Consider the following 25,531-nt stretch of genomic DNA (forward strand, 5'->3'; position numbering starts at 1 on the left):
TGCTTTATGTGGTGAGCCGGACGAGTCCTCTGTAGCAGCAGAGGACGGCGGCGAGTCCGAGGAAGGCCAGATAGTTGCGGGGCGGCATTCGTAGCGGTGGTGGAGTCTGCGGTAGCCGGTCAGCCAGGACAGCGAACCGCCCACGCCGAACTCAAGCAACGCTGGCACACCCTGCCGTAGGTCGCCCTCGGTCCGAGCCGGATCAGCGACATCGCCCATGCCGCCCTCGTACTCAACGGAATCAGGAAGTGATCACCACTGAGTAAATGGCCGGGCACCCTGACCGTGATGACGCGGCTGCCCATCTCAACTACCGGACTTCCGTCGAGACCGGGTCGAGGAAGAAGAGGCACTGGGCCGCGTTGAATTCGCGCACCTCGGCGATGAAGCGGAACTTGTCGCCTACGCCGACGGTGGCGGGGATGTTCTTGCCGGTCAGGTTCAGGTTCCCCGTGTTGACGTCCTCGTACTTGAAGGACGGGCCGGCCGTCGTGTTCGGTCCCTCGTCGCCTTGGCCCAGAAGGAAGTCGTAGCGGGTCTTGTAGTCACCGTGGGGCGCCATGTGCCTGATCGAGCCGTTGAATGCGACCGTCTGGCCCTCATACCTGGTCGCGAAGTCCAGGTTCGCTTCCCCGCACGTTTGTTCCGTCAGCAGCAGCGCCGCGAAGTCCGGGTTGTTCTCAGGCGTGATCACCTCAGGGGCAGCCGACTCGGCTGCGGTCGGCGTCGCCGCCGCCGTCGGCTTCTCGCTCGCAGCGGCCATCGACTTGTCTGGCTCGTCTTTCTTCCCGTCTCCGTCACTGAGTGCAGAGGCAACGCCGATGACGATGGCCAGGATCACAAGGACGGCCGCCGCCGAGCCGATCAGGAGCCACGGCTGCGGCTTCTTCGGCCGGCGGAAGTTGAGGGTGGAGCGAAGCATGCCCTGGGCCTGTGCAACGAGCTCCCAGCCATCCCTCTCCATCTTCGAGATCACCAAACCGTCGGTGCCGCGAACTGTCTGCACGGTCTTGTACTCGTACTTGATCTCGTCGGCCATGCGGCTCCGCCCCCCAAAAATGGACTGTTCATACCAACTGCCTCGCGAGCATAAGAGGACTCCGCGAGGAACTCGGCATCACCGACGTCAACCTCGGCTCCGAGCTTGCGATTCGGACCAAGGAGCACTCAGGCGGAGGCAAGTCGACTCGCCAGATCGGACGCTACTTTGTCTCGGCTGTGGCGCCGTCCACCGTTAATCTCGCACTCCATCCAAGACTGCCCGCCGTCAGCTCCCGTTGAGCTGGACTGACGACTGCACCGGCACGGCGTGCACCGTCGTCTCATCCTGGCCCGGCGCATTCGGCACGTTCGGTGGGCCGAACCCGGCGGGAAACGTCTCGACCGCCAGGTTTGCACGCACCACCTGGCAGCAGGCGTCCTCGTGACGGCGGTCCGGGAGTATTGGTCACGGGGCTGGACCCAAAGAGGCGGCGGACGCGGTGCCCCCGAATCGGAGGACGGCCCGAGAGGACCCCTTCTACGGGTTCCATGCGCCGCTGAACAGTGCCAGTTCCAGTAGGTCGGGAGCGAGCGGCCAGTGCGTGGACCCGGCCAGCTGGTCGGTAGCGCCGTGTACCCATCTCAGGTACACGTCGTAGCGGTGCGGGGTCCACCCGCCGTCGCTCCACAGCCAGGCAGCGAGCTCCGCGGGTTCCTCGAGCCCGATCTCCTCCCCCAGTCGTGTCGTGTACGCGCGCAGAACACGAGCTATGCGCTGGTCGAGAATGAGCGGGCACAACCCCGGCGCATCCACTACGGCACCACCGGCGAAGTAGAGGAACTTGGTGAAGAACGCCGGTCCAAGACCTGCGATCGCGCCGCTCAGCCTGCGGTAGCCCGCCACGGCGCCATCGGTGGCCAGCAGCGCAATAGCCTGTGTCAGCACCGCCTCAACCGGCGCTGGGCGCAGAATCTCACCCAGCCGGTGGGCCCCGTAGCCGATGTCACCCTGTCCCCAGACGTAGCTGGCGACGAGTGTCTCGGTCCAGCTCGCCGTTGCTACCCCAGTCCGGGCCACCGCCAGCACCTGCGCCCGGCTCAGCGAAGTTGGCTTACGTCCGACCTGCTCAGCCAACCCCGAGGGCCACGGCCGGATGTCGGCCCAGGACCCCGGGATGTAGCGAACGGCGTGCGCGCCGGTCCCGTCCGCGTACGGCGCCCCGTCTCCGGCCAGCCAGGCTCCCAGCTTTTGCACTCCATCCGAAGGAAGCGGACGCTCGAGCATCCGCGCGTCCAGTTCCCCGGCGCCCTCTCGCCATCCCATCCGAACTCTCTCCTTTGGTTCCACCAGCTCGCCGCGACAGCAGGCATCACCAGTTCGTGACGGATTCTGTCCCGAGGAAGTGCACCCCCGCACGAGTGCGGGACCGTTCAGCTGATCTTGCGGGCGGAAAGTGGGCTGGAACCAGGTACGGCCCGGATACCAGGAACGTTGTCGGCGCGCAGTCTGGCGGCCACAGCGCCGGGACTGATCTCCCCGCCCTCGTACTGGCTCGTGGGGACCGCCGTTATCTGCGACACCGTCAGAACGCTTCCGACCGGCAGCCCGGAAAAGGCCTCTCGCATGTGGCGTGCGACATCGCGCCGGGACCGGGGCATCTGAACCGTCGCCGGCCTACCGACGGGGGTAGCCTCCCGCGCCCCCAGCCGGGGTGCCGGGAAGCCTGCGACCGAGGAGGTGGGCGCGCCTCCATCCGGGCGTTGCCAGCGCCGGGAGAACGCCTCGGACAGATGGTCAGCCCGGGCCAGGATGCTCTCCTCGTCCCACTGAGCAGGCAGGGAACGGTTCAACGAAAGTGCACTGTGCACGAGGATGTCGTTCCTCTTGCGCTCCCAGGGACCATTGGAAACCGATGTGTTCAGTCTGCCGGTGAGCAGAGTCAGGTTTCCCACGGTGTGGAGGAGAGACTGCCTGCGCTCATGAGCCTCGACGCTCCCGAGGCCTCCGCCGTCGGGAAGCGGCCAGTGTTCCTCCCAGGCCTGGGGCAGTAGGTGCTCGATCGTCAACTCCCCGTTGTGGACATGTCGCTCGGTCTTACCCGAATACAGCGAGTCCTCCAACTCGGCCAGCAGCAGCCGCATCCGGGTCCGTGTGAGTTGCTTGTACAACGGCTGGGACCGAAAGACTTCTCGGATATCGCGATCGCGGGGCCAGAACCCGGAGTCGGTTTCCTGTCGGAGCAGAAAGTCCGCCACGACTGACGGGTCATCCTTCGCCTTCAGTTCCTTGAGCAGTTCCAGGAAGAGCCGGTTGTAGTTCTTGGTCGTCAGGCGGCAGACGGTGCGTCGCACCAGGTAGGAGTCCAGGGTGCCCACCGCGCCGGCCCGGTCATCCTCGTCGAAACGGCTCACCAGCCACAGGAGCACGGGCATAACGGTGTTGGCGTCCAGAACACCAACAGTGCGCAGAAATCGGCCTTCCGGTGTTAGCGGCTGTTCCTCGGCTGTCAGCCGCCGGTAGGCACCTGCCCGCTCCACCAGGCGCCTCATCAGATTGACCAGGCCCATATCAGCGGCCTTGACGTACCTGCGAAAGGTCAGGAAGAGCTCTGGAGCCATCACCTCCTCGGCGAGTTCACCCGTCAGGTACTGCATGAGGAAGACGTCAAGGCGAGGCCGCTTCAGCCTTCCCTGCCGCACCTCCTTGCGCCAGTCAGGCGTCTCCAGCTGCGCCCACAGGTCCCTGTACAGCTCCTCCACCGGGAGTCCTTGCTCCTCCGCCTGCTGGAAGACCAGGTTCTTGACCAGGTCGGATGCCTGCAACGGGGTGCCTCGGTCGTTCAGAGCCTCGAAGATGACCTGGGCGTTGTCCTCGGGCTTGAGATCGATAACGACCAACTCGAACTTGTCACGAAGCACGCGCACCAAGGCATCAAAGCCCTTGTCCAGCCTGCCTTCGTAGTTCAGCTCTTCTGCCCACTCGACCGTGCGGTTGCGAAAGAACCAGTACGCCTGGACGATCGCCGAGGCGTCTGGAGCGACGGGGAATGCGACATCGACGGGCCGCCGGAGCCGACCGTCCATGACCATGCGGAACGAGTCACGGTCAATGTTGGTAGGCCACACCTTGTAGGCGGCATGCGGGTCGTCGGTCATGTCGTCGTCGTTGGCGGTCAGTTTGACGAGCGCACGTACGTACCTGTCCTGGACATCGAGCTCCCGTGCGACATCGCGGACCGCGGCAAGCAGAACCTGAAGTGTTGTCAGCCTCTGCTGTCCGTCGATGACCTGTCTGGCGGGCATCGACCCCGTAAGTGTCAGTAGCTGATCCAGCACGACCGCGCCAAGAAAGTGCGGATGAACCTCCTCATCAGCCATTCTTTGGTGGACCAGAGCGGTGACGTCCTCCCACAAGGGGCGCCAGTTCCGGTCCTCCGTCCAGACGTACGGCCTCTGGAAGACCGGCACGACGAGTCGCCGGTCCGGCCCGAACAGATCGCGCAGGGTCATCGATTTCGCTTCCACACTGTCCTCCGATAACGGCGATCTGTACGAGTTGAGTTCATGAATGGGGCACCTATGCGCCATCGACTGCGGTCCATTCAAGAGCTGACGCCAGGATCCCGCAATCAGCGGTGAGACCGAAGCAAGGTCGGACAGAGACACCCTGTCTTACGCCGCGGGGCCGGGCCCTCCACCCTGGATGCCTTGCACAGGGCCGAGATCCGAGCCGTACTCGAATGGTTCCCGTACACCATCGCGCGCTCGTCAGCCCGTTCGACATAGACGTAAGGTCCGACCGAGGACGCGTCACGAGTGAGCCGCGCTGCCCCAAAGGCGGCGGCCTGCGGCACGAAGGGGGAGAAACTCAGTTTGCCCGGCCCGACTTCGCCCACGCGCGTACGGGCCGGGCGTCGGGGCCCATGGGGTGGGTGAAGGGGCGCAAGGGGTCTACCTCCGCCCACGGGGTGAGGGCAGCTGCGGGATCGCCACGTTCAGGAAGCCAGCCGGCAAGCCGCTGCCACACTTCACCCGCGTGCGCGGGGCGGGCACGGGGGTCCTTGGCGAGCAGCTGGAGGATCAATTCCTCCAGGTCGCCGGGAGCTTCCGGGCGCAGCTCGCGCAGAGGTGTCGGCGGACGGTCGAGGATGAGGCCGGGGAGCATCAGGTCGGAGTCGTGGGCGAAGACGGGTTCGCCGGTGAGCATCTTGTGCAGCAAACAGCCGAGGGCGTACAGGTCGGTGCGCTGGTCAACCTGCTTGCCCTTGATCTGTTCGGGAGCCATGCACTCCAGACTTCCCACCTGCTCACCTGTGGTGGTGAGCTTGACGACGTCAGGGGAGAGGAAAGCGGCGACGCCGAAGTCGAGGACCTTCACCACTCCGTCGGTACGGACGATGACATTGCTGCCCTTCAGGTCACGGTGGACGATGTCGCGGACATGTACGGATCCGAGAACCGAGGCGATCTGGACGCCGATCGAGGCGGCCTCCAAGAGCGACAGCGGCCCCTGTTCAGCAACTCGGTCATCGAGATCGATGCCGGTGACGTACTGCATGACGAGGTAGCGGGTGCCCTTCTCCTCGCCGAGGTCGTAGACAGTCGCGATACCGGCGTGGTCGAGGCGGGCGGCGGCCTGGGCCTCGCGCCGGAAGCGTTCGGATTCCCGAGCCAACTGTTCATCGGTGAGGCCTGGCGGCGGGTTCATGGTCTTGAGTGCGACATCGCGCCCCAGGTGCTCGTCGCGGGCGAGCCAGACGATCCCCATTCCGCCCCGGCCGATCCTGTGCTTGATGCGGTACCGCTCGGCGATCGGCTGTTCGATGTCCATACGCGGTGCGACCCCGTCCGTATCCCGATGAGCCCCTCCCCGGGCGCCCCGGGAAGAGTCTGGCATGAGCATGGGCCGTTAGGGCTCCCCTGGTGAACTCTATGTGCGTTGACTAAGTTCACATGACCGTGATGTTATGTGAGCCGTACGATCCAGGGGAGTACCGCACGGCGAAGGGCGCGGGTAGCTAGCGTGGCGTGCGGACCGCGTCGGGAACGAGTGAGGATCACGTGGACGTCTTCGAAGTGCACCGGCGGCTCATCCGGGACTACAAGGAGTACACCTCCGGATCGGTGGTGATCGACGACCCTCGCATCGAGGAGAAGGTGTCGAAGTCGCTGGCCGACGGCGACCAGTGGCCCGACCCCTACCTCTCACTCAACCCGAGTTTCGAGTCCGGCGGTTGCGTCGACGACCTCGCGGTCGAGGGAGGACTGCTGCACCCGGAGTGTGCCCGCATCTTCCGTACGGGCAAAGCCAAGCGGGGCGCCACCGTGCGGCCCGTAACCTTCCACCGCCACCAGCGCGACGCGATCGAGGCGGCAGCTTCCCGCTCCAGCTTCGTCCTGACCACGGGCACCGGTTCAGGCAAGAGTCTCGGCTACATCGTTCCCATCGTCGACCGGGTTCTGCGGGAAAAGGACGAGGGTGCCGCCCCCGGCATCAAGGCGATCATCGTCTATCCCATGAACGCTTTGGCCAACAGCCAGATGGGCGAGCTGGAGAAGTTCCTCACCGCCGGCTACGGCAAGAAGAATGAGCCGGTCTCCTACGCCCGGTACACCGGCCAGGAGAGCAAGGAGGAGAAGGCCGCCGTCCTCAATGACCGGCCGGACATCCTGCTCACCAACTACGTGATGCTGGAGCTGATGCTGACCCGCCCCGAGGAGCGAAAGCAGCTCATCGGCAACGCCAAGGGGCTCCGCTTCCTCGTCCTCGACGAGCTGCACACCTACCGGGGGCGTCAGGGCGCCGACGTCGCGATGCTGGTACGCCGGGTTCGTGAGGCCTGCGAGTCGCCCGCCCTGCAGTGCGTGGGCACCTCCGCCACCATGGCCACGGGCGGCACCCCCTCCGCCCGCCGCCGCGAGGTCGCCCGGGTCGCCTCGACCCTTTTCGACACCGAGATCGACCCCAAGCGAGTCGTCGGCGAAACCCTGGTCCGAGCAACCGGAGCGGATGTTCCGACGCCGGCCGAACTCGCCGCTCGCGTGCGGGAGAACAACCCGTCCAAGGAGTACGAGCAGCTCGCCGCCGACCCACTGTCCCGCTGGATCGAGACAACCTTCGGCCTTGTCCGCACCAAGGACGAGGACGGCAGTACGCCGCTGGTGCGCGCCGAACCCGTCACCGTGGAGAAGGCAGCCGCACTCCTGCGCGCCGAAGCCTTCGACGTCTCGGTGGAACATCCCGAGGACGAACTGTTCGCCGAGTGCGCCGAGGCCATCCGGACCACCCTCCAGGCAGGTTCGCAGACCCGACCGCCGGACGGCGACCGCCCTCTGTTCGCCTTCAGGCTGCACCAGTTCCTCTCCAAGGGCGGATCCGCCCATGTCTCCTTGGAGCCGGAGGGGAAGCGCCACATCACCCGCACCTACCAGCAACGCGTCCCCGGCGCCCCCGACAAGCTTCTGCTTCCGCTGTCCTTCTGCCGGGAATGCGGCCAGGAGTACCTGACGGTGGCCCGCGAGCAGCGTGACGACGGCTCGGTCCACTTCCGCACCCGAGAGGACGAGGACGACGAGCAGGGATATCTCTATATCTCCTCCGCCAACCCCTGGCCCGAGCACCTCGGGGTGGCCATCGAGCAGCGCCGTTTCCCCGACAGCTGGCTCACCTTCGACGAGAAGAAGGGCGCCCCGGTCCTCACTCCGAGCCGCAAGAAGCGGGCTCCGCAGCCGGTGTGGGTGCGTCCCGACGGCAGCTCGGCGGGCAAGGACCGCGACGGACTGTACGCCGCCTACCTCCCGGCGCCCTTCCTCTTCTGCCTGGAGTGCGGCGTGGGCTACGAGAGTGTCAGGGAGCGGGACTTCGCCAAACTGATGACGCTGGACCAGGAGGGACGGTCGACGGCCACCTCCGTCGTCAGTGCCTCTATCGTGCGCCACCTCAAGAGCGTGCCGGAAGAGGATCTCGGTCCGGACGCGCGCAAGTTGCTCACCTTCGTCGACAACCGGCAGGACGCCAGCCTTCAGGCGGGGCACTTCAACGACTTCGTCATGGTCACCCAGCTGCGCGGAGCCCTCTACCGCGCCATGGTCGAAGCGGGTGAAAGCGGACTGCGTTGGAAGCGGCTCGGCGAGGAGGTCGTGGCGGCCATGGGCCTGTCGCGTCATGAGTACGCCGCCAACCCCACCGAGGTGGAGCCGCTGGCCGAAGTCACCCTGGAGGCGCTCGCCGCCGTCGCTGAGTACCGGCTCTTCACGGACCTGGAGCGCGGCTGGCGCGTCACCATGCCCAACCTGGAACAGACCGGGTTGCTCGGCCTGGAGTACGCGGGCCTGGCCGAGATCGCCGGTGACGAGGAGCGGTGGAAGGAATCCGCGGATCCGCTGCGGACCGCGACTCCCGACGTACGGGCAAACCTCGCGAAGGTCCTGATGGACGAGTTGCGCCGGCAGCGGGCCGTGGACACCCCGTACTTCACCGAGGCGAAATTCGCCGAGCTGCGTAAGGAGTCCGCCAAGCTCAACGACGCCTGGGCGGTCGCCGACACCGAGGCCGCGCCGCTACCCGCCGCGCTCGCCGTCCCCCGCCCCGGACGCCCCGGCCGCACCGGACGGGGGCGCAGCGAACTGAACCTCACCGGACGTGGCGCCTTCGGCCGCCATGTCCGCAAGCCCACCACCTTTCCCGCATCGAACCAGGGACTGTCCCTCGATGAGGCGCAGGACGTCATTCGTGACCTGCTCACGGTGCTGGCCGCCGGCGGAGTGCTGACCGAGATCACCCAGGGCCGGGGGGAGGACCCGGGCTACCGGATCAACCACACGGTGATCCGCTGGCACGCCGTCGACGGCGACCACGGGGCGGTCGACCGGCTGCGCCGCACCTACCGCGACGACAGCGGCCCTCGCGTCAACGCCTTCTTCAAGGGCCTCTACCGCGATATCGCCGCCACCTTCGCCGGACTGCACGCGGCCGAGCACACAGCCCAGGTCCACCCCGAGATTCGTGAGGAGCGCGAGAAGCTCTTCAGCAAGGGCACCGCCCTCCCGCTGCTCTACTGCTCGCCGACGATGGAGCTCGGCGTGGACATCGCCAGCCTCAACGCCGTCAACCTGCGTAACGTGCCGCCAACTCCGGCCAACTACGCCCAGCGTTCGGGACGCGCGGGCCGCAGTGGGCAGCCCGCCCTGGTGACCACGTACTGCGCGACCGGCAACAGCCACGACCAGTACTACTTCTCCCGGCCCGAGCAGATGGTCGCCGGGGCCGTCGCCCCGCCGCGTCTGGACCTGGGCAACGAAGACCTCCTCACCTCCCACGTCCACGCGATCTGGCTGGCCGAGACGAGACTCGAACTCACCCGCACCATGACCGCGCTCCTCGACTCCGATGGCAAGTCGCCCTCCCTCGAACTCTTCCCCGAGGTGGCCGGGAAGATCGACGAACCGGCGGCGCAGCGACGCGCTCTGGCCCGCGCCCGTGCGGTCCTGGCCGGGTGTGCCGACGTCCTGCGGGACACCTCCTGGTGGCACGAGGAGTGGCTGGAGCAGACGGTCCGATCGGCTCCGGGCAATTTCCGCCTTGCGTGCGGGCGTTGGAAGAACCTGTTCTGGCGGGCCCTAGAGGAACGGGAGATCCAGCACGACAACATCCTCAACCGCACCGCCACCGGCCGCTCCAAGGAACAGGCCAAGCGCCGTCGGGCGCAGGCTGAGGGACAGCTCAAGTTGCTCGCCAACGAGCAGGGCGGCGAACGTTCGGTGATGTCCGACTTCTACCCGTACCGCTACTTTGCCTCCGAGGGCTTCCTGCCCGGCTACTCCTTCCCCAGGCTGCCGCTGGCCGCGTACATCCCCGGCACCGGAGTCACCAGTCGTGGCGGATACGACGGCGACTACCTCCAGCGTTCCCGGTTCATCGCTATCCGCGAGTTCGGTCCGGGTGCGCTGATCTACCACGAGGGCAGCCGTTTCAAGGTGGACCGCGTGCAGCTGCCGCCGGACACCGCCGGTGAGCTGACCACCGAGAGCGCCAAGGTGTGCGGGCGCTGCGCGTACCTGTCCCCGGAGGAACTGCGCGAGGACACCTGCCCGGTCTGCGAGAGCCCTCTCGATGACGTGCGGACCGGTCTGCTGCACCTGCACACGGTCTTCACGCGCCGTCGTGACCGGATCTCCTCCGACGAGGAGGAGCGCCAGCGCACCGGCTACAAGGTGGAGATCTCCTACCGCTTCAAGAAGCACGAAGACGGCCGGGACGGATCGCTGCGGGCCGCCGCACGAGCCGCGTCGGGCACGGCGCTCGCGGAACTCGCATACGGCGACAGCGCCACCGTCCGGCTCACCAACCTGGGCTACCGCCGCGCCGTCGCCAGAGGCGACATCGGCTTCTGGATGGACCCGACTACCGGGGAGTGGCTGGCCGGCTCCACCTCGAAGCGGGGCGGCAGGGAGACCCCCGAGGAGCAGGAGGGCCTCGCGGACGCCGACACGGCGCACCGCAAGGTTCCCGTCATCCCGTACGTGCAGGACACCCGGAACATCCTCGTCCTGAAGCTGACGGAGCCCGTCGACCGGGACACCGCGCTCACCCTCCAGTACGCCCTGGAGCGGGGCATCGAGGCGGAGTTCCAGCTAGAGGACGCCGAACTCGACACCGAGGAGCTGCCGCCCTTCGACGGCCCGCGCGAGCGCCTGCTGTTCATCGAGAGCGCCGAGGGTGGCGCCGGGGTGCTGCGCCGCCTCCAGGCCGAGCCGAAAGCCCTGGCACAGGCGGCCCGCAAGGCACTGGAGATCATCCACTACGACCAGGTGGGACGCGACCGGGGAGCGGAGAAGCGCAACGGCGACCCGTGCGAGAAGGGCTGCTACGACTGCCTGCTCTCTTTCGGCAACCAGCGCCACCACCGCTCCATCGACCGCAAGCTCGTGGCGGAACTGCTCCAGACCTTCGCGGGCGGGACGGTCGAGGGAAGCCATCCAGGCCGCACCCGGGACGAGCACGCCGAAGTCCTGAAAGGGGGCGCGGACTCCAGGCTGGAAGAGCGCTTCGTGGACTACCTGAAGTCGCACGGCCACCGGTTGCCCGACCACCAGCAGGTCAAGGTGTCCACGGCCCTGTCCAAGCCGGACTTCGTCTACGACACCGGGTTCGGCCCCGTCGCGGTCTTCGTGGACGGCCCGCACCACGACCACGTGGAGATCACACTCCGTGACGAGGAGGCGGTCGAGCGGCTGAAGGACGTCGGCTGGGACGTGATCCGCATCCGGTACGACGACGACTGGTCGCAGAAGGTCGCCGAGTACCCTCAGGTGTTCGGCGAGGCACGCCGCTGACCTTGGACCAGGCAGGGCTATGACGTCTGTACGGACCGGTGGTGCGCCCAGCCGCCGGCCGTACGGAACTCGGCCGTAGCCCGGTCGCCCCGCTCTGCCCGCCCGAGCTTCCGCGGCCACGCGCCGCATCGCTCCCGACCACCCCTCGAACACGACATCCGCCCCGGAAGGCCCGTATGACCACCGCCGTCCAGCCGTACGCCGCCGGCTCCCTCGTCCACGCCCGGGGCCGCGAATGGGTCGTGCTGCCCGACTCCACCCCCGCCCTCCTCGTGCTGCGCCCCCTGGGCGGATCGGACGTCGACATCGCGGGAGTGCTGCCCGGCCTGGAGACCGTGGTCCCGGCCACGTTCGCTCCGCCCAAGCCGTCGGACCTCGGCGACCAGCACACCGCGGGCATGCTGCGCACCGCCCTGCGGATCGGGTTCCGGGCCGGCGCCGGGCCCTTCCGCTCGCTCGCGTCGATCGCCGTCGACCCGCGCCCGTACCAGCTGGTGCCGCTACTCATGGCGCTGCGCCAAGACACGGTCCGGCTCCTCATCGCCGACGATGTGGGCATCGGCAAGACGGTGGAGGCCGGGCTGATCGCCGCCGAGCTGCTCGCCCAGGGCGACGCCCGCGGCCTGGTGGTGCTCTGCTCGCCCGCGCTCGCCGAGCAGTGGCGGGCCGAACTACACGGCAAGTTCGGCATGGATGCCCGCCTCGTGCTGCCCTCCACCATCGGCCGCCTGGAGCGCGAGACGCCGTACGGGCAGTCGGTCTTCCGCCCGGACGGCACCTACGTGGTGTCCACCGACTTCATCAAGTCGCCCCGCCACCGCGAGGACTTCCTGCGCAACTGCCCCGACCTGGTGATCGTCGACGAGGCTCACACCTGTGTCGCCGACTCCCCGACCGGACCCAAAGCCCGCACTACGCAGCAGCGGTACGGGCTGCTGCGGGCGCTCGCCGACGACAGCACCCGCCACCTGCTCCTCGTCACCGCCACTCCGCACAGCGGCAAGGAGGAGCCCTTCCGCCGCCTGCTCGGGCTGCTCGACCCGCGCCTCGCCACGGTCAGCTTCGACACCGAAGCGGGCCGCCGGACGCTCGCCGAGCACTTCGTGCAGCGCCGCCGCGCCGACATCCGGGAGGACTTCCAGGACGGCGCGCACTTCCCGTCCACCCGGCAGTCCGCCGAGGTCTCCTACGACCTGCACCGCGACTACCGCAGGCTCCTCGCCGAGGTCCTGGCGTACGCCCGGGAGACCGTGCGGGCCGCCGACGGAGCGCTCCAGCAGCGCCAGCGCTGGTGGTCGACGCTGGCTCTGCTGCGGACCCTGTCCTCCTCCCCGGCCGCCGCGGTGCGCTCCCTGCACACCCGGGCCGGCGTCCAGGAGGCGGATACCCCCGACGAGGCGGACCGTACGGGCGGACAGACCGTTTCCGACCCGGCCGACAGCGACACCACGCACTCCGCCGACGAGGAGCCCGGCACCCTTCTGCCCTCCGCCGAGGGTGACGACCCACTGGGTGAGGAGGAGCGGGCCCGTCTGGTGGCGATGGCCGAAGCCGCGAGGAAACTCGCGGGCCCGGTTCGCGACATCAAGCTGAAAAAGCTGGTCGCCATGGTCACCGAACTCCTCGACTCCGGCTACCGGCCGATCGTCTTCTGCCGCTACATCGCGACGGCCGACTACGTGGCCGACCACCTGAAGAAGGTGCTGAACAAGCGGGACACCGAGCACCCGGTTGCCGTCGCCTCGGTCACCGGAAAACTCTCACCCGACCAGCGCCTGACCCGGGTCGCCGAGCTGACCGGTCCCGACGAGAACGGCGACCCCGCGCCCGAGCGCCGGGTCCTGGTGGCCACCGACTGCCTCTCCGAGGGCGTCAACCTCCAGGAGTCCTTCGACGCCGTCATCCACTACGACCTGGCCTGGAACCCGACCCGTCACGAGCAGCGCGAGGGCCGGGTGGACCGCTTCGGGCAGCGCACCGACACGGTGAAGGCACTTACCCTGTACGGCGCGAACAACCCCGTCGACGACATCGTCCTGAAGGTGCTGATCCGCAAGCACGAGCGGATCCGCCGGGCCACCGGCATCTCCGTGCCCGTGCCGCAGCAGGCGGAGAGCGCCATGCAGGCGGTCTTCGAGGAGCTGATCCTGCGCGGCGAGAACCCGGGGTTCGAGCAGGAGGGGCTGTTCGGGCAGGAGCAGGTGCCGGACGTGGAACAGCTGGAGATCGCCTGGGAGTCCTCCGCCGATCAGGAGAAGGCCTCCCGCTCCCGCTACGCCCAACACGCGATCAAAAAGGAAGAGGTGGCCGCCGAGGTCGCCGAGATCCGCTCCGCGCTCGGCACCGGCGACGAGGTACTGGACTTCACCCGCCGGGCGCTCAAGGCCTTGCGCGGGATTCCCGCCGATCGCAAACAGGGCGGTTTCACCACACACATCGAGGCCCTCCCGCAAGGGCTGCGGGACACCGTCTCCGCGGCGCTCGGCCCGCGCCATCCCCGCCCTGTCGTATTCCACGACGCGCCGAGCGCCCCGCGTGGCGAGGCGGCCCTGACCCGTACCGACCCGGTGGTGACCGCCGTCGCCCGCTTCGTCCTGGACACGGCCCTGGACGACAAGTTCCACGAGAAGTCCCTCGCCTGGCAGCGACCGGCCCGCCGCTGCGGAGTGGTCCGTACGACGGCCGTGTCACGTCCCACGACCCTGCTGCTCGTACGGCACCGCTTCCAGCTGAACCTGCCAGCCCGTGACGGATCAGTACGCAACCAGCTCGCCGAGGACGCCCGGGTGGTCGCCTTCCAGGGCCGGCCGGAAGCGCCGCAGTGGCTCGGGGAGCAGGAGGCGCTCGCGCTCCTGGAGGCACGGGCCTCGGGGAACTCCGACCCCGACTTCGCCACCGAGCACATCACGAAGATCCTCGCCGCCCTCGACCCGGCCTCCGACGACTCCCTGATGGCCGAGCTGCGCACCCGCTCTGCCACCGCCGCAAAGGTCCTGGAGGCCTCCCACCGGCGCGTGCGCACCGCCTCCCGCGCCCGCCTCCAGGGCCTCAAGGTCCTCCCGCAGGGAGACCCGGACGTCCTCGGCGTCTTCCTCTACCGCCCGGCCGCCACGATCCAGCTGGGAGCGGACACATGAGCCTCGCCAGGACCCAGGTCACCGACACCGTCGCCACCGTAGGCGGCCTCCTCCCCTACGACCTGCTCGTACGGATCAAGGAGGGCAAGGAGCAGTCGGGTTCCAAACCCTCCGGCTACCGCCTCTTTGCGAAGAACGAGTCCGTACGGGACGCCGCCGAGCGCTCCTGGAGCTACCTGCGCGGCGTCTGGGCCGCCTACCAGGACGCCCTCGCACGGGACGGCGCGGACGACAACCCCGACGTGCCCGCGGTGGGCCTCACCACCGAACGCTGGCTGCTGCCGCTGTTCGAGCAGCTCGGCTTCGGCGCGCTCGCCGCCGTGCCCGGACCGGGCCTTCTCGCGCACGACGGGGCGAAGGACTTCCCCGTCAGCCACCGGTGGGCACACGTCCCGGTGCACCTCACCGGCTGGAACGTGCCGCTGGACGTCCGCACTTCTGGTGTCGCCGCGCAGGCTCCGCAGTCGATGGTGCAGGAGTACCTCAACCGCTCCGGCGACAGGACGCTCTGGGGTGTCCTGTCCAACGGCCGCCAGGTGCGCCTGCTGCGCGAGTCCGCGTCCCTGACGGGCGCGGCGTTCATCGAGTTCGACCTGCGGGCGATGTTCGAGGGCAACCGCTCCGACGACTTCGTCCTGCTCTGGCGCCTGCTCCACCGCACCCGCTTCGAGGGCGAGCCCCCGGCCTCCTGCCCGCTGGAGAAGTGGCGCACCGAGGCCATCGATTCCGGCACCCGCGCGCTCAAGGAGCTCCGCAAGGGAGTCGAGAAGGCGCTCACGGTCATCGGCACCGGCCTCATCGCCCACCCCGACAACTCGGCCCTGAAAGCGTCCCTGCACACTCGCACGACAACGGTCCGCGACCTCCACCCGGCCCTCCTGCGGCTCGTCTACCGGCTCCTCTTCCTCTTCGTCACCGAGGACCGCGGCCTGCTCCTGGACCCAGACGCGTCCGACGACGCCCGTACCACGTACGAGAAGTACTTCTCCACCGCGCGGCTGCGGCGCCTCTCCCGCCGCCCCGGCACCCCGCACGGAGACCAGTGGGAGGCCCTGTCCCTGGTCATCAAGGGACTCGGCAAGTCCGGTGGGCGCCCCGAGCTCGGCCTGCCCGCGCTCGGCGGCCTGTTCGAACCCACCGACGTGGACCAGAGATTGAAGGGTCTGAGCCTGACCAACGAGGCCCTGTACGAGGCGGTGAAGGCCCTCGCTGTCATCTACGATGCCAAGCTCGGCCGCCCCCGCAAGGTCGATTACCGGCACCTGGGTGCGGACGAACTCGGCTCGGTGTACGAGTCGCTGCTCGAACTCGAACCCCGCATCGACGGCGCCGACGCGTACGTCCTGGCAAAGCTGGAGGGCAACGACCGCAAGACCTCCGGCTCGTACTACACCCCCTCCCCGCTCATCGACTGCCTTCTCGACTCCACCCTGGACCCGGTCATCGACCAGGCGGTCCGCTCCGGCAGCACGAAGGATGAGCGCGAGGCGGCGCTGCTCGCTCTCACCATCTGCGACCCCGCCTGCGGCAGCGGCCACTTCCTGGTCGCCGGTGCCCGCCGGATCGCCCGTCGCCTCGCCGAGATCCGTACCGACGACCCCGAGCCGGGCGCGGAGGACGTACGGCACGCTCTGCGCGACGTCATTTCCCGTTGCGTGTACGGCGTCGACCTCAACCCGTTGGCGGTCGAGCTCGCCAAGGTCTCGCTGTGGATCGAGGCGATGGAACCGGGCAAGCCGCTCACCTTCCTCGACGCGCACATCAAATACGGCAACGGCCTGCTCGGCACGACGCCGAAGCTGCTCGGCGACGGACTGCCCGACGAGGCGTTCAAGGTCCTGGAGGGGGACGAGTCGAAGTGGGTGCGGGCACTGAAGGCCCGTAACGCGGAGGAGCGGGGGCGGTGGCTGGCAGCCCTGAAGCACAGCGCCAGCCAGGACGCTCTCTTCTCCGAGGAGTACGTCCTCACCGTGTCCAACGAGGCGGCGGCAACGGCCACAGCGAACATCACCGATGTTGACTCGGAAGAGCTGGAGGACGTGCAGGGGCAGGCCCGCGCCTACCGTGAGCTCACCACCTCCAAGGACTATCTGCGGGCTCTGGAACTCGCCGACGCGTGGTGCGCGGCGTTCGTCTGGGAGAAGACGGAGAAGGCCGCCCCGCCCGCCCTCACCACCGACTCGCTGCTGGCCCTGCACTCGCCCGACGGGGGAGCGGACCTGCCGACAGGCACAGTGAAGGAGGTGAAGCGGTTGCGTAAGGCGTACCGCTTCTTCCACTGGCACCTGGAGTTTCCGGAGGTGTTTCGGGTGCCGGCCGATCCGGCCGCGCCGGGCGTGGACAATCGGACAGGGTGGAAGGGCGGGTTCAGCTGCGTGCTGGGCAACCCGCCCTGGGAACGGGTCAAACTCCAGGAGCAGGAGTTCTTCGCCATCCGCGACGAGACGGTCGCGAAAGCCGCGAACAAGGCGGCCCGCGAGCGGCTCATCGACAAGCTCGCCACCAGCGAGGAGGAGGCGGACCAGGCGCTGCACGCCGAGTTCATCGCAGCCCGCCGTGTCTCCGAAGGTGTCAGCCACCTACTGCGGGGCTCGGGACGCTTTCCGCTCGCCGGGCGGGGTGACGTCAACACGTACGCAGTGTTCGCCGAGGCCGCCTCGCTCGGGATCGCCCCTGTCGGCCGGTTCGGGCTAGTGCTGCCGACCGGTATCGCCACCGACGCGACGACCGCGCCGTTCTTCTCCGACCTGGTCCGCACCGCCCGACTGGCGTCTTTCCTCGACTTCGAGAACGAGGCGTTCATCCTCAGCCGGGACGTGCACCACTCCGTCCGGTTCTCCCTGCTGACCGTCACAGGCCGGGACGAGGCGGTGGACAACGCGTCCTTCGCCTTCGGCACCCGGCACATGGAGGACCTCGACAGCCGCCGGTTCGCCATGCCGCCGGAGGAGATCCTGCTGGTCAACCCCAACACGGGCACCCTGCCGGTCTTCCGCACCCGCCGCGACGCGGAGATCACCCTCGGGATCTACAAGCGGGTCCCGGTCTTGATGAGGGAGGCAGACGCACAGGGCAAGGGCGCCACCAACCCGTGGGGCCTGACCTTCATGACCATGTTCCACATGTCCAACGACTCGCACCTGTTCCGGGGCAAGACGGAGCTGGAGAACGAGGGGTGGAAGCTCACCGGGAACATTTTCACCCACCTCTCGGACGGTCGGCGCTACCTACCGCTGTACGAGGCGAAGATGCTCCACCACTACGACCACCGCCTCGGCACGTACGAGGGGCAGACGCAGGCGCAGGCCAATGTGGGCACGCTGCCGAGGGTGACGCCGGAACAGCACGACGACCCGGACTACGCGCCGCTGCCGAGGTACTGGGTGCCGGAGTTCGACGTGGACTCAGGGAAGCGGGACAAGAAGAACAACCGGATCATGTGGCCGGGGGTGGCGACGAAGCTGGCGGATCGGGAGTGGCACGAAGGCTGGTTGCTGGGCTGGCGCGATATTTGCCGTAGCTCCGACCGCCGGACGATGATCAATACTGCGCTGCACCGCACTGCCGTGCCCGACGGAACGTTGTTGATGTTGCCTTCGGAGGGCAATCCGGCATTGCTTCAAGCAGCACTGTCCTCGTATGTCCTGGATTTCGTGGCGCGCCAAAAGTTCAGCGGCACGCACCTGAAGTTCTTCACCACTTACCAGCTCCCGGTTCCCGCGCCGAGCACAGGGGACGCCCGCTGCCCATGGGGCGGGGGGACCGTCGCTGGGTGGATCGCCGCTAGGGTTGCGGAACTCTCTTACACTGCAGTCGACATGAAGCCCTTCGCCAAGGCGGTCGGCATCGACGGCCGACCGTTCCGCTGGGACGAAGGTCGTCGCGAAGCCATCCGAATGGAGTTGGATGCTGCCTTCTTCCATCTCTACGGGCTGGACCGCGCGGGCGTCGAGTACGTGATGGACACATTCATGAGGATCAAGAGCGACGACGAAGCGACCCACGGCACCTATCGCACTAAGGACCTCATCCTCAACGCCTACGACCGTATGGAAGAGGCCCGTGTGACCGGCGGCGCGTACCGGACACTGCTGGACCCGCCGCCGGGCGAGGGGCCGCGCCACCCGGCGTGCGCGTAAACCTTCGGGTGGGGCAGTCAGTGCGACTGGTCCCGCCCGAGGTCGGCGACGAACCCGGCCCACGCTCACGCGCGACCGCGAGCTGCGGGCCGTTGCGCTCCTGGGAGCGGTCTGGGTCACCCTCACCCTGTGACCAGCAAATCAATGCTCGTCCAGGCACGCACACCACAGTGCGTACGCGCGATCGGCCTCGTCCAGGGCGGTCCGGGTGTAGCGGGGGTCGGTGAACGAGCGGTCCGCGGCCCGTTCGACCACGTCGAGGAGGTGCGCCGCGGCCTTCTCGACGCGCTCGCGGTGGACTCGCCCCTGGGCACTGTTCAACTGGGGGCGGTCCCAGAAGTCGGCGAGGCTGCTGCCGGACGGCTCCCCTTCGTCGTACAGCGTCGGCATCCGGGGTAGCAGGTCAGCGGTCAGGGCGGGCACGGAGTCGAGAGCTTCGCGCTCGTCCGGCTGGTCGCCGTGGAGGATGCGGAGGGCGACCGCCCGGTCCGACTCGGAGCGCTCGACGCGCTGCGCCTCGGCGCGCAGTGCACCGAGCACCGCCGGGATCTCTTCGCGGGCCTCCCGCTTCAGGGCGTCCTCCAGCAGGCTCGCCAGGTCGTCGCCGGCCTCCGATGCCTGGTCCAGGACGGTATTGGCCCGGCCGATCTCGTCGAACCCGCGCTGAGCGGTGCGTACGGCTTGGGTCAGGACGTAGACCTCGTCCGACGTCGGTGTGGCCCCTGCGCGCAGACGGGCGATCGCGAGGTCCAGCGGGTCACCCTCGTCGCTGCACCCGTCGTCCTGGTCGATCGCGCCGGGGTGGATCGAAGTCATGCCGGAAGTCCCTTGTTCGCGCGGGCACCACTGGATACGCGGAGCCCTTATGGAGATGATGGAGCGGTCTGTAAACTGAGTCAACGTCTACCGGTGGGGTGGGCCTTGGCGAAAGGTGCAGTGCCGTGCCGCAGATCGCGATCACCAAGACCTTCCGGGAAGGCGTGAACCGGCTGGACGGGCCGACCCGCACCCGCGTCCACAAGGCCATGGACAAGTTCCAAGAGCTGACGATCGGTCAACTGTACGCGGACAAAGGGATTCACCTGGAGTCCGTAGTCAGCTCGCGCGACCCCCGCATGCGCACGATCAGGGTCGACGACGGGCTGAGAATCGTACTCCTGGCCCCCGACGACGGCAGCGGCATCTTCGTCTTCATGCACGCCCTCCCGCACGACAAGGCGTACGCCTGGGCCAAGCGCCGCCTCTTTACGGTCAACGCGGTGACCCTCTGCCTGGAGGTGCGCGACATGACGGCGATGGAGCAGATCACCCCGCTCTTCGCGCAGGAGGCGGCAGCCGCACCCGAGTTGCTCTTTGCGAAGTGGTCGGACACCATCCTGCGGGGCCTCGGCGTAGACGACGTCACCCTGCGAGCGGCACGGACCATCATCGGCAAGGCGCAGCTGGAGGCGTTCGGGTCGCTGATGCCCGAGGACCAATTCGAGGCGCTGTGGCTGCTGACCGAAGGGTTCGAGCCCGACGACATCTACCGCGACCTGGTCACGGCACGGAAGAGCGCCTCCGCCGACGCCGTGGAGGCCAAGGACGACCTGGCCGCCTCCGTCACCCGTACCCGCAGCCGTATCGCCCTGGTCACCGGACCCGACGAACTCGCGGACATCCTCAGCAAGCCCTTCGACGCCTGGCGCGTCTTCCTCCACCCCGCCCAGCGCCGCATCGCCTACCGGCCCAGCTATGCCGGACCTGCCCAGATCACTGGTGGCCCCGGCACCGGCAAGACCGTCGTCGCCCTGCACCGCGTCAAACACCTCCTGAGCCGCTCGCCCGACAGCCGCATCCTGCTCACCACTTACACCAGCGCCCTCGCACGCTCCCTGCGTGATTCCCTCGCCCTCCTCCTCGACCACGACCAGGCCCTCCTCGGCCGGGTCACCGTCACCACGGTCGACGCGCTGGCGCAGCGCGCCGTACGCGATCTGCACGGCAGTCCAGGCACCGCCCTCGGCGACAAGGACGAGCGCGCCCGCTGGCAGAAACTGGCCCGTGCGCTCGAACTCCCCTGGTCCGAGGCCTTTCTGGCCCAGGAATACCGCCACGTCATCCTCGCCCAGGACCTGCGCACCCCCAAGGAGTACAAGGACTGTCTCCGTCGCGGGCGTGGCAGCTCCCTGCCGCGCGAGCGGCGAAACCGCGTCTGGACGGCGATCACTCGTTTCGAGGACGAGTTGAACCGCGACCACGCCTGCACCTGGCTCCAGCTCTGCGCGCAGGCCGCCCGGCTCCTGCGCGACAAGCCTGGCCAAGGATTCTCGTACGACCATGTCGTCGTGGACGAGGCGCAGGACCTGCACCCCGCCCAGTGGCGGCTGCTGCGCGCGCTCGTGCCCGAGGGCCCCGACGACCTGTTCCTGACCGGCGACCCGCACCAGCGGATCTACGATGCCCGGTTCTCGCTGCGCTCACTCGGCATTGAGGTGTCCTCGCGCAGCTCCCGCCTGCGGATCAACTACCGCTCCACGGAGGAGATCCTGCGCTGGTCGCGGGCGCTCCTGGACGGCGAGCCAGTCGTCGACCTCAGCGGCGACGATGAGGACAACCTGGCCGGCTACCGCTCCCTGCTGCATGGTGCGAAGCCCGTGAGTGAGGGACATCCCACGGAACTGGCGGAGGCCGAGGCCGTCGTGCGATGCGTCCAGGACTGGGTGGAGGCCGGCGTCGACCCCTCCGAGATCGCGGTATGCGCCCGCTTCAGGACCCGACTCACCGCCCTCGCCGACAAGCTGTCTGCCGCCGGACTGCCCGTCGTACAGGTGAAGGACGGTGAGGCCGCCGACGCCGTCGGGGTGCGGGTTTCGACGCTGCACAGTCTGAAGGGTCTCGAATTCCGCTGCGTGGCCGTGACGGGCGTCACCGCCTCCACCTTCCCCTTCGCACCCGCCGTCACCCCGGTCGCCGTCGACCGGCTCCAGTACGCGACCGATATGGCGGCTGAGCGCTGCCTGCTGTTCGTGGCATGCACCCGGGCACGGGAGGCGCTGTACGTGTCCTACGGGGGGCGGCCCAGTGAGTTTCTGAGGTGACACAGGGGTGGATGAGCAGGAAATTCCGAAGGGCGGTAGCTGTGCTCAAGGGGCAGGTTCGATAGACTGAAAACTTAGTCAAGACACGAATGGAGTGCCGGGTTCCTTCTGAAAAGGAGGGTTACCGGCACCTGGCGTTCCGGGAGGAGCGATATGGCCCAGCGTACGGATCAGGTGTCGGTGACCCTGGCGGCGATCGCCCGGTTGGCGGGTGTCGGCCGCGCGGCGGTGAGCAACTGGAAGCGCAGGTATCCCGATTTCCCCCTACCGGTCGGAGGCACGGACGCCAGCCCGCAGTTCGCGCTTGACGCGGTCGAGGCGTGGCTGAAACGTAACGACAAGATCGCAGCGACAGTGGGCCCGCTGGAACGACTGTGGCCGCGGGTGGAGGATCTCGGCGACCGGGACCGGATGGGCCGTGTCGTCGCCGGTCTCGGGGCGCGGTTGAGCGACCCGGTGGCGGACCAACGCGGCCGGGGTGAGCCCTTGGACCCGGCGGAGCAGGCGCTTGTGGACGACGCCGTACGCATGGCCGGTACCGAGGGCGAGGCCGAGACCTTCCGGTTCCTGCTCGACCGGTGGCTGGGCACGCACGTTCGGCAGATCGCCACCACGCCGCCTCCACTCGCCACCCTGATGACCCGAATCGCCGCAGGGGTGCGCGGCGACCTGCCCGTACGAACGGTGGCCGATCCCGCTTGCGGAACCGGTACCCTCCTGCTCACGGCGGCACGACGATGGTCCGGGGCGGACACGGACGGCCGTGCGCTCCGCCTCCTAGGGAATGACGTCGATCCGGTCCTCGCTATGGTCGCCGACGCGAGGCTGGCCCTGGAGACGGACCGGGCGGACATCGAGGTCACCGCCCACGACACACTCCGGAACGCCACCGGCCAGCTGCCCGAACCGGTCGACGTCGTGCTCTCCAATCCGCCCGCCAACGCGCGCGACTGGGGCCATGAGGAGCTGGCCACCGACCAGCGCTGGGCCTACGGACAGCCGCCGCGTACGGAATCGGAACTGGCCTGGGTCCAGCACATCGTGTCCATGCTGGGCGAAGGCGGTGGCGCCCCAGGTGAGAACGGCGTACCCGGCGGCGGTGTCGCTGTCGTCCTCCTGCCGCCGGGCGTCGCCGCCCGACGGGCCGGCCGTCGCATCAGGGCAGGGCTCCTCCGGGCCGGTGTCATCCGCGCGGTGGTCGCGCTGCCCGCCGGCGCGGCCCCTCCTTACGGAGTCGGCCTTCACCTGTGGGTCCTCGCCCCGCCCGCCCCGCGCCCGCAGAACGCGGTGCTTCTCGTGGACACGAGCGACTGCCGCCACACCCCTCCCACCTCCGTCTCAGCCTCCCGACTTCCCGCCGTCGACTGGGACGGCGTACAGGACCGGGTGCTCCTCGCACTCGAAGGCGTCGAAGTGCCCGGTGGTGTTGCCGTTCCGGTGACGGACCTGCTCGGCGAGGAGACTGACCTCACCCCGGCCCGGCACGTCGCGGCCGCTCAGCCGGTGCGGCCGGTGGACCTGCGGCGCCTGTGGGCCCGCTACGACAAGGGGTTGCTGACGGCCCGGGACGCAGGCGGCGTACTGCGAGACCTCTCGGTGGCGCGGGACTCAACCGGTCATGGAACCGTGAGCATCGCCGAACTCGAACAGGCCAAAGCTCTTGCCATCTCTTCCGGCACCGCAGTTCCGGAGGAGAAGGTCAGGCGAGGAGAGGTACCCGAAGCCGGCGTCGAACTGCTCACCGGCCTCGCCGCTTTCAGCCCGGCAGAACGGCAGTGGCTCGACCGGGCCGATGCCGAACAGGCGGACCGGAACGGTCTGTCCCCGCTGACCTCCTTCGGCGATGTGGTCGTCGTCGCCACGGCGCACGGCTTCGACGCCTGGGTCGAGACAGCAGCACCCCGTGCGCTCGGCCACCGTCTGCACAGACTTCGGGTGGATCCAGCCCGTCTCGACCCGTGGTTCCTTGCCGCTTGCCTTAGGGAGAGGTCCAACGCCAGGCGCGCGGGGGGGCACTCCTCGAGCACCTCACGGGTGGACGTGCGCCGACTCCACGTACTGCGTCTGCCTTTGGACGAGCAGCAGACGTACGGCGAGGTCCACCGCAAACTGGTGGACCTCGAGAGTGCGCTGGCCGAGCTGGCGGCTGTCGGGGGGGAACTGAGCGAAGGGCTCACCGCGCTCCTTGCGGCGGGGCGGCTGGAGCAGTGCTGACCGGCGGGTCAGTCGTCACCGGCGCCCGGCAGATCCGCCAGCACGGCGGTGACCGTAGCCTGATGGTCGCAGTCGGAGTGGCCGCATTCGGCGATGTACTCGCCCACCTCGCGGACCAGGGTCGCCAGGTGGCGCTGTCCCATCAGCGCGTCTACGGGAACATGACGTACCTCCGCGGCGCACTCGGCCCAGTCGGAGAGCACGTCGTCGACGTGCTCTCCTCCGTCTGTCTCGGACAGGCGGCACTCCGCCAGCCCGATACGGGCCGCTAGAAACGGGGCGAACGTTGGTTCGCCAGGGCGGGCAATGCCGGTCAGATCCCTAACGATGTCCCGGTACCGCTTGCGCGCGCCGACCCCATGCTTGTGGAGTCTTTCCCGGTCGGCGACCAGAACACGCGCTGTGAGCACGTCGCCGTTGAACGCGCCCCAGCGCGCCAGGGCAGCGGGAAGCAGTACCGCGAGACGGTCGGACGCGCTGCCCAGCCCCACGCCAGTGCAGTGGATCTCCTCGAACGCCGCGACGAGGGTGCGACCGAAGTCCTCCTGATCGACAGTGACCCCTTGGCGTCGGCCCCGGGAGCGGGGGCCGCGCGGTGAGGCGGGCGTCGGCCCGGGAGAAGTCCGATCTACCGGGCGCCGGAAGGGCAGGGTCAGATCGGGGTCGATGGCGGGGTGCGGTGCAGGATCCTCAACGCCCGGCAGGAATGGCCGGAGGATCCCTGCGGCCCCACGTGCGGAAGGGCGCAGTCCGGGCTGCTTGGCAAGCATGCGGTCGGTCAGATCCGTGAGTGGGGACGGAAAGCCAGGCAGAATCTCATCGAGACGGGGCGGACGATCGTACAGATGGGCATGGCCCGTCTTGAGTTCGCCGCCCTGGCAGTCGAAAACGGGGCGGCCGGTCATCAGCTCGAAGAAGAGGCAGCCGACGGCGTAGATGTCTGCCGAGCTCGTGGGGTTCTCCTCGCCGTCGAGGACCTCGGGAGCCTTGTATCCCATGGTGCCCGGGGTTTGCCCCTCCGTGTATCTGGTCGCCTCGGGATCGGAGAGTAAGGCGATGCCGAAGTCACTCGTGTAGGCCAGCCCCGTGGCGCTTTCGAGCAGGACGTTGTGAGGTTTGATGTCCCGGTGCACGATGCCGTCGTCGTGCACCAGGGCCAAGGTATCCAGGAGCTGAACGGCGAGCGAGACCGCTGCCGCGATGCTCGGCCGGTTCGTGTTCAGGAACGTCCGCAGGTTCACTCCGTCGATGTACCGCATCGCGAAGTAAGGACGCCGCCGGAAGAGGCCGTGGTGGATCAGGGCGGGAATACCGCTGCCGCCCAGGCGCTCGTGCAGCCGGATCTCCTGTTCGAAGCGTCCCCGCTCAGCGGGGGTCGGTGAGACCTGCCAGCTATCCAGTGCAGCCCGCACGGCGGCAGGTACGAGGAACTTGATGGCGACAACAGAGTTGTCGGTCAGGTCCACTGCGCGATACACCGCGCCCATTCCACCCCCTATCCGGTCGCCGGCGATTCGAAAACGCCCTTCGATGGCCTCGCCTCGCTCCATACGGACGCCTCCCAGCTCTTCAGTGATCAGCCAAAGCACAGAGTAGCGGAAGCTGAGACACTTTCAGAAAGTCGCTTGACTTTGTTCACACCACC

Annotated in this window: 11 protein-coding genes and 1 pseudogene; 5 read left to right on the top strand and 7 right to left on the bottom strand. The window is 68.3% G+C overall.

The genetic code is table 11. The features are described 5' to 3' along the window. Window positions 1–4: 4 nt before the first annotated feature. The 5 genes and pseudogenes from ACGF2Y_RS08030 to ACGF2Y_RS08050 form a co-directional block, all read right to left on the bottom strand. A pseudogene (locus ACGF2Y_RS08030) lies at window positions 5–135 on the bottom strand (IS5/IS1182 family transposase); the annotation flags it as partial. Window positions 136–310: 175 nt separating this feature from the next. Further along, complete coding sequence (locus ACGF2Y_RS08035; RefSeq protein ID WP_392944075.1) at window positions 311–1,039, bottom strand: DUF4839 domain-containing protein; 729 nt, start codon at window positions 1,037–1,039, stop codon at window positions 311–313. 480 nt (window positions 1,040–1,519) lie between these two features. Continuing rightward, complete coding sequence (locus ACGF2Y_RS08040) at window positions 1,520–2,305, bottom strand: hypothetical protein (protein WP_392944077.1); 786 nt, start codon at window positions 2,303–2,305, stop codon at window positions 1,520–1,522. 107 nt (window positions 2,306–2,412) lie between these two features. After that, window positions 2,413–4,491: a DUF262 domain-containing protein gene (locus ACGF2Y_RS08045; RefSeq protein WP_386300142.1), complete on the bottom strand. Its 2,079-nt coding sequence runs from the start codon at window positions 4,489–4,491 to the stop codon at window positions 2,413–2,415. A gap of 358 nt (window positions 4,492–4,849) precedes the next feature. Further along, window positions 4,850–5,812 (bottom strand): serine/threonine-protein kinase, encoded by a 963-nt coding sequence (locus ACGF2Y_RS08050; RefSeq protein ID WP_392944079.1) that lies wholly within the window; start codon window positions 5,810–5,812, stop codon window positions 4,850–4,852. A 230-nt stretch (window positions 5,813–6,042) separates the two neighbouring features. Between ACGF2Y_RS08050 and ACGF2Y_RS08055 the strand changes: the two genes are divergently transcribed. The 3 genes from ACGF2Y_RS08055 to ACGF2Y_RS08065 all read left to right on the top strand — a co-directional run bounded on the left by ACGF2Y_RS08055 (window position 6,043) and on the right by ACGF2Y_RS08065 (window position 18,592). After that, the gene (locus ACGF2Y_RS08055; protein ID WP_392944080.1) at window positions 6,043–11,316 is read left to right on the top strand and encodes a DEAD/DEAH box helicase; all 5,274 of its coding nucleotides are present in this window, start codon (window positions 6,043–6,045) and stop codon (window positions 11,314–11,316) included. 176 nt (window positions 11,317–11,492) lie between these two features. Beyond that, entirely contained in the window at window positions 11,493–14,453 is a 2,961-nt protein-coding gene (locus tag ACGF2Y_RS08060) for a helicase-related protein (protein ID WP_392944082.1), read from the top strand. Further along, window positions 14,450–18,592 carry an Eco57I restriction-modification methylase domain-containing protein gene (locus ACGF2Y_RS08065; RefSeq protein WP_392944084.1) on the top strand — a complete coding sequence of 1,381 codons (4,143 nt, stop codon included), beginning with the start codon at window positions 14,450–14,452 and terminating at the stop codon, window positions 18,590–18,592. The genes ACGF2Y_RS08060 and ACGF2Y_RS08065 overlap by 4 nt, the downstream gene beginning before the upstream one ends. Window positions 18,593–18,733: 141 nt before the next feature. On the opposite strand, the gene ACGF2Y_RS08070 is transcribed toward ACGF2Y_RS08065, so the two are convergent. After that, window positions 18,734–19,408 (bottom strand): hypothetical protein, encoded by a 675-nt coding sequence (locus ACGF2Y_RS08070; RefSeq protein WP_037830928.1) that lies wholly within the window; start codon window positions 19,406–19,408, stop codon window positions 18,734–18,736. A 125-nt stretch (window positions 19,409–19,533) separates the two neighbouring features. Between ACGF2Y_RS08070 and ACGF2Y_RS08075 the strand changes: the two genes are divergently transcribed. Both ACGF2Y_RS08075 and ACGF2Y_RS08080 read left to right on the top strand, forming a co-directional pair. Further along, window positions 19,534–21,672 carry a UvrD-helicase domain-containing protein gene (locus ACGF2Y_RS08075; protein ID WP_392944087.1) on the top strand — a complete coding sequence of 713 codons (2,139 nt, stop codon included), beginning with the start codon at window positions 19,534–19,536 and terminating at the stop codon, window positions 21,670–21,672. Between the two features lie 153 nt (window positions 21,673–21,825). Beyond that, a complete protein-coding gene (locus tag ACGF2Y_RS08080; protein ID WP_392944089.1) occupies window positions 21,826–23,886 on the top strand; it encodes an N-6 DNA methylase in 2,061 nt (686 codons plus the stop codon). Between the two features lie 8 nt (window positions 23,887–23,894). Here ACGF2Y_RS08080 and ACGF2Y_RS08085 read toward each other — a convergent pair whose 3' ends face one another. Then, window positions 23,895–25,436 (bottom strand): serine/threonine-protein kinase, encoded by a 1,542-nt coding sequence (locus ACGF2Y_RS08085; RefSeq protein ID WP_392944091.1) that lies wholly within the window; start codon window positions 25,434–25,436, stop codon window positions 23,895–23,897. Window positions 25,437–25,531: the final 95 nt, after the last annotated feature.

Source organism: Streptomyces sp. NPDC048142 (genome assembly GCF_043202835.1).
Classification (GTDB): domain Bacteria; phylum Actinomycetota; class Actinomycetes; order Streptomycetales; family Streptomycetaceae; genus Streptomyces.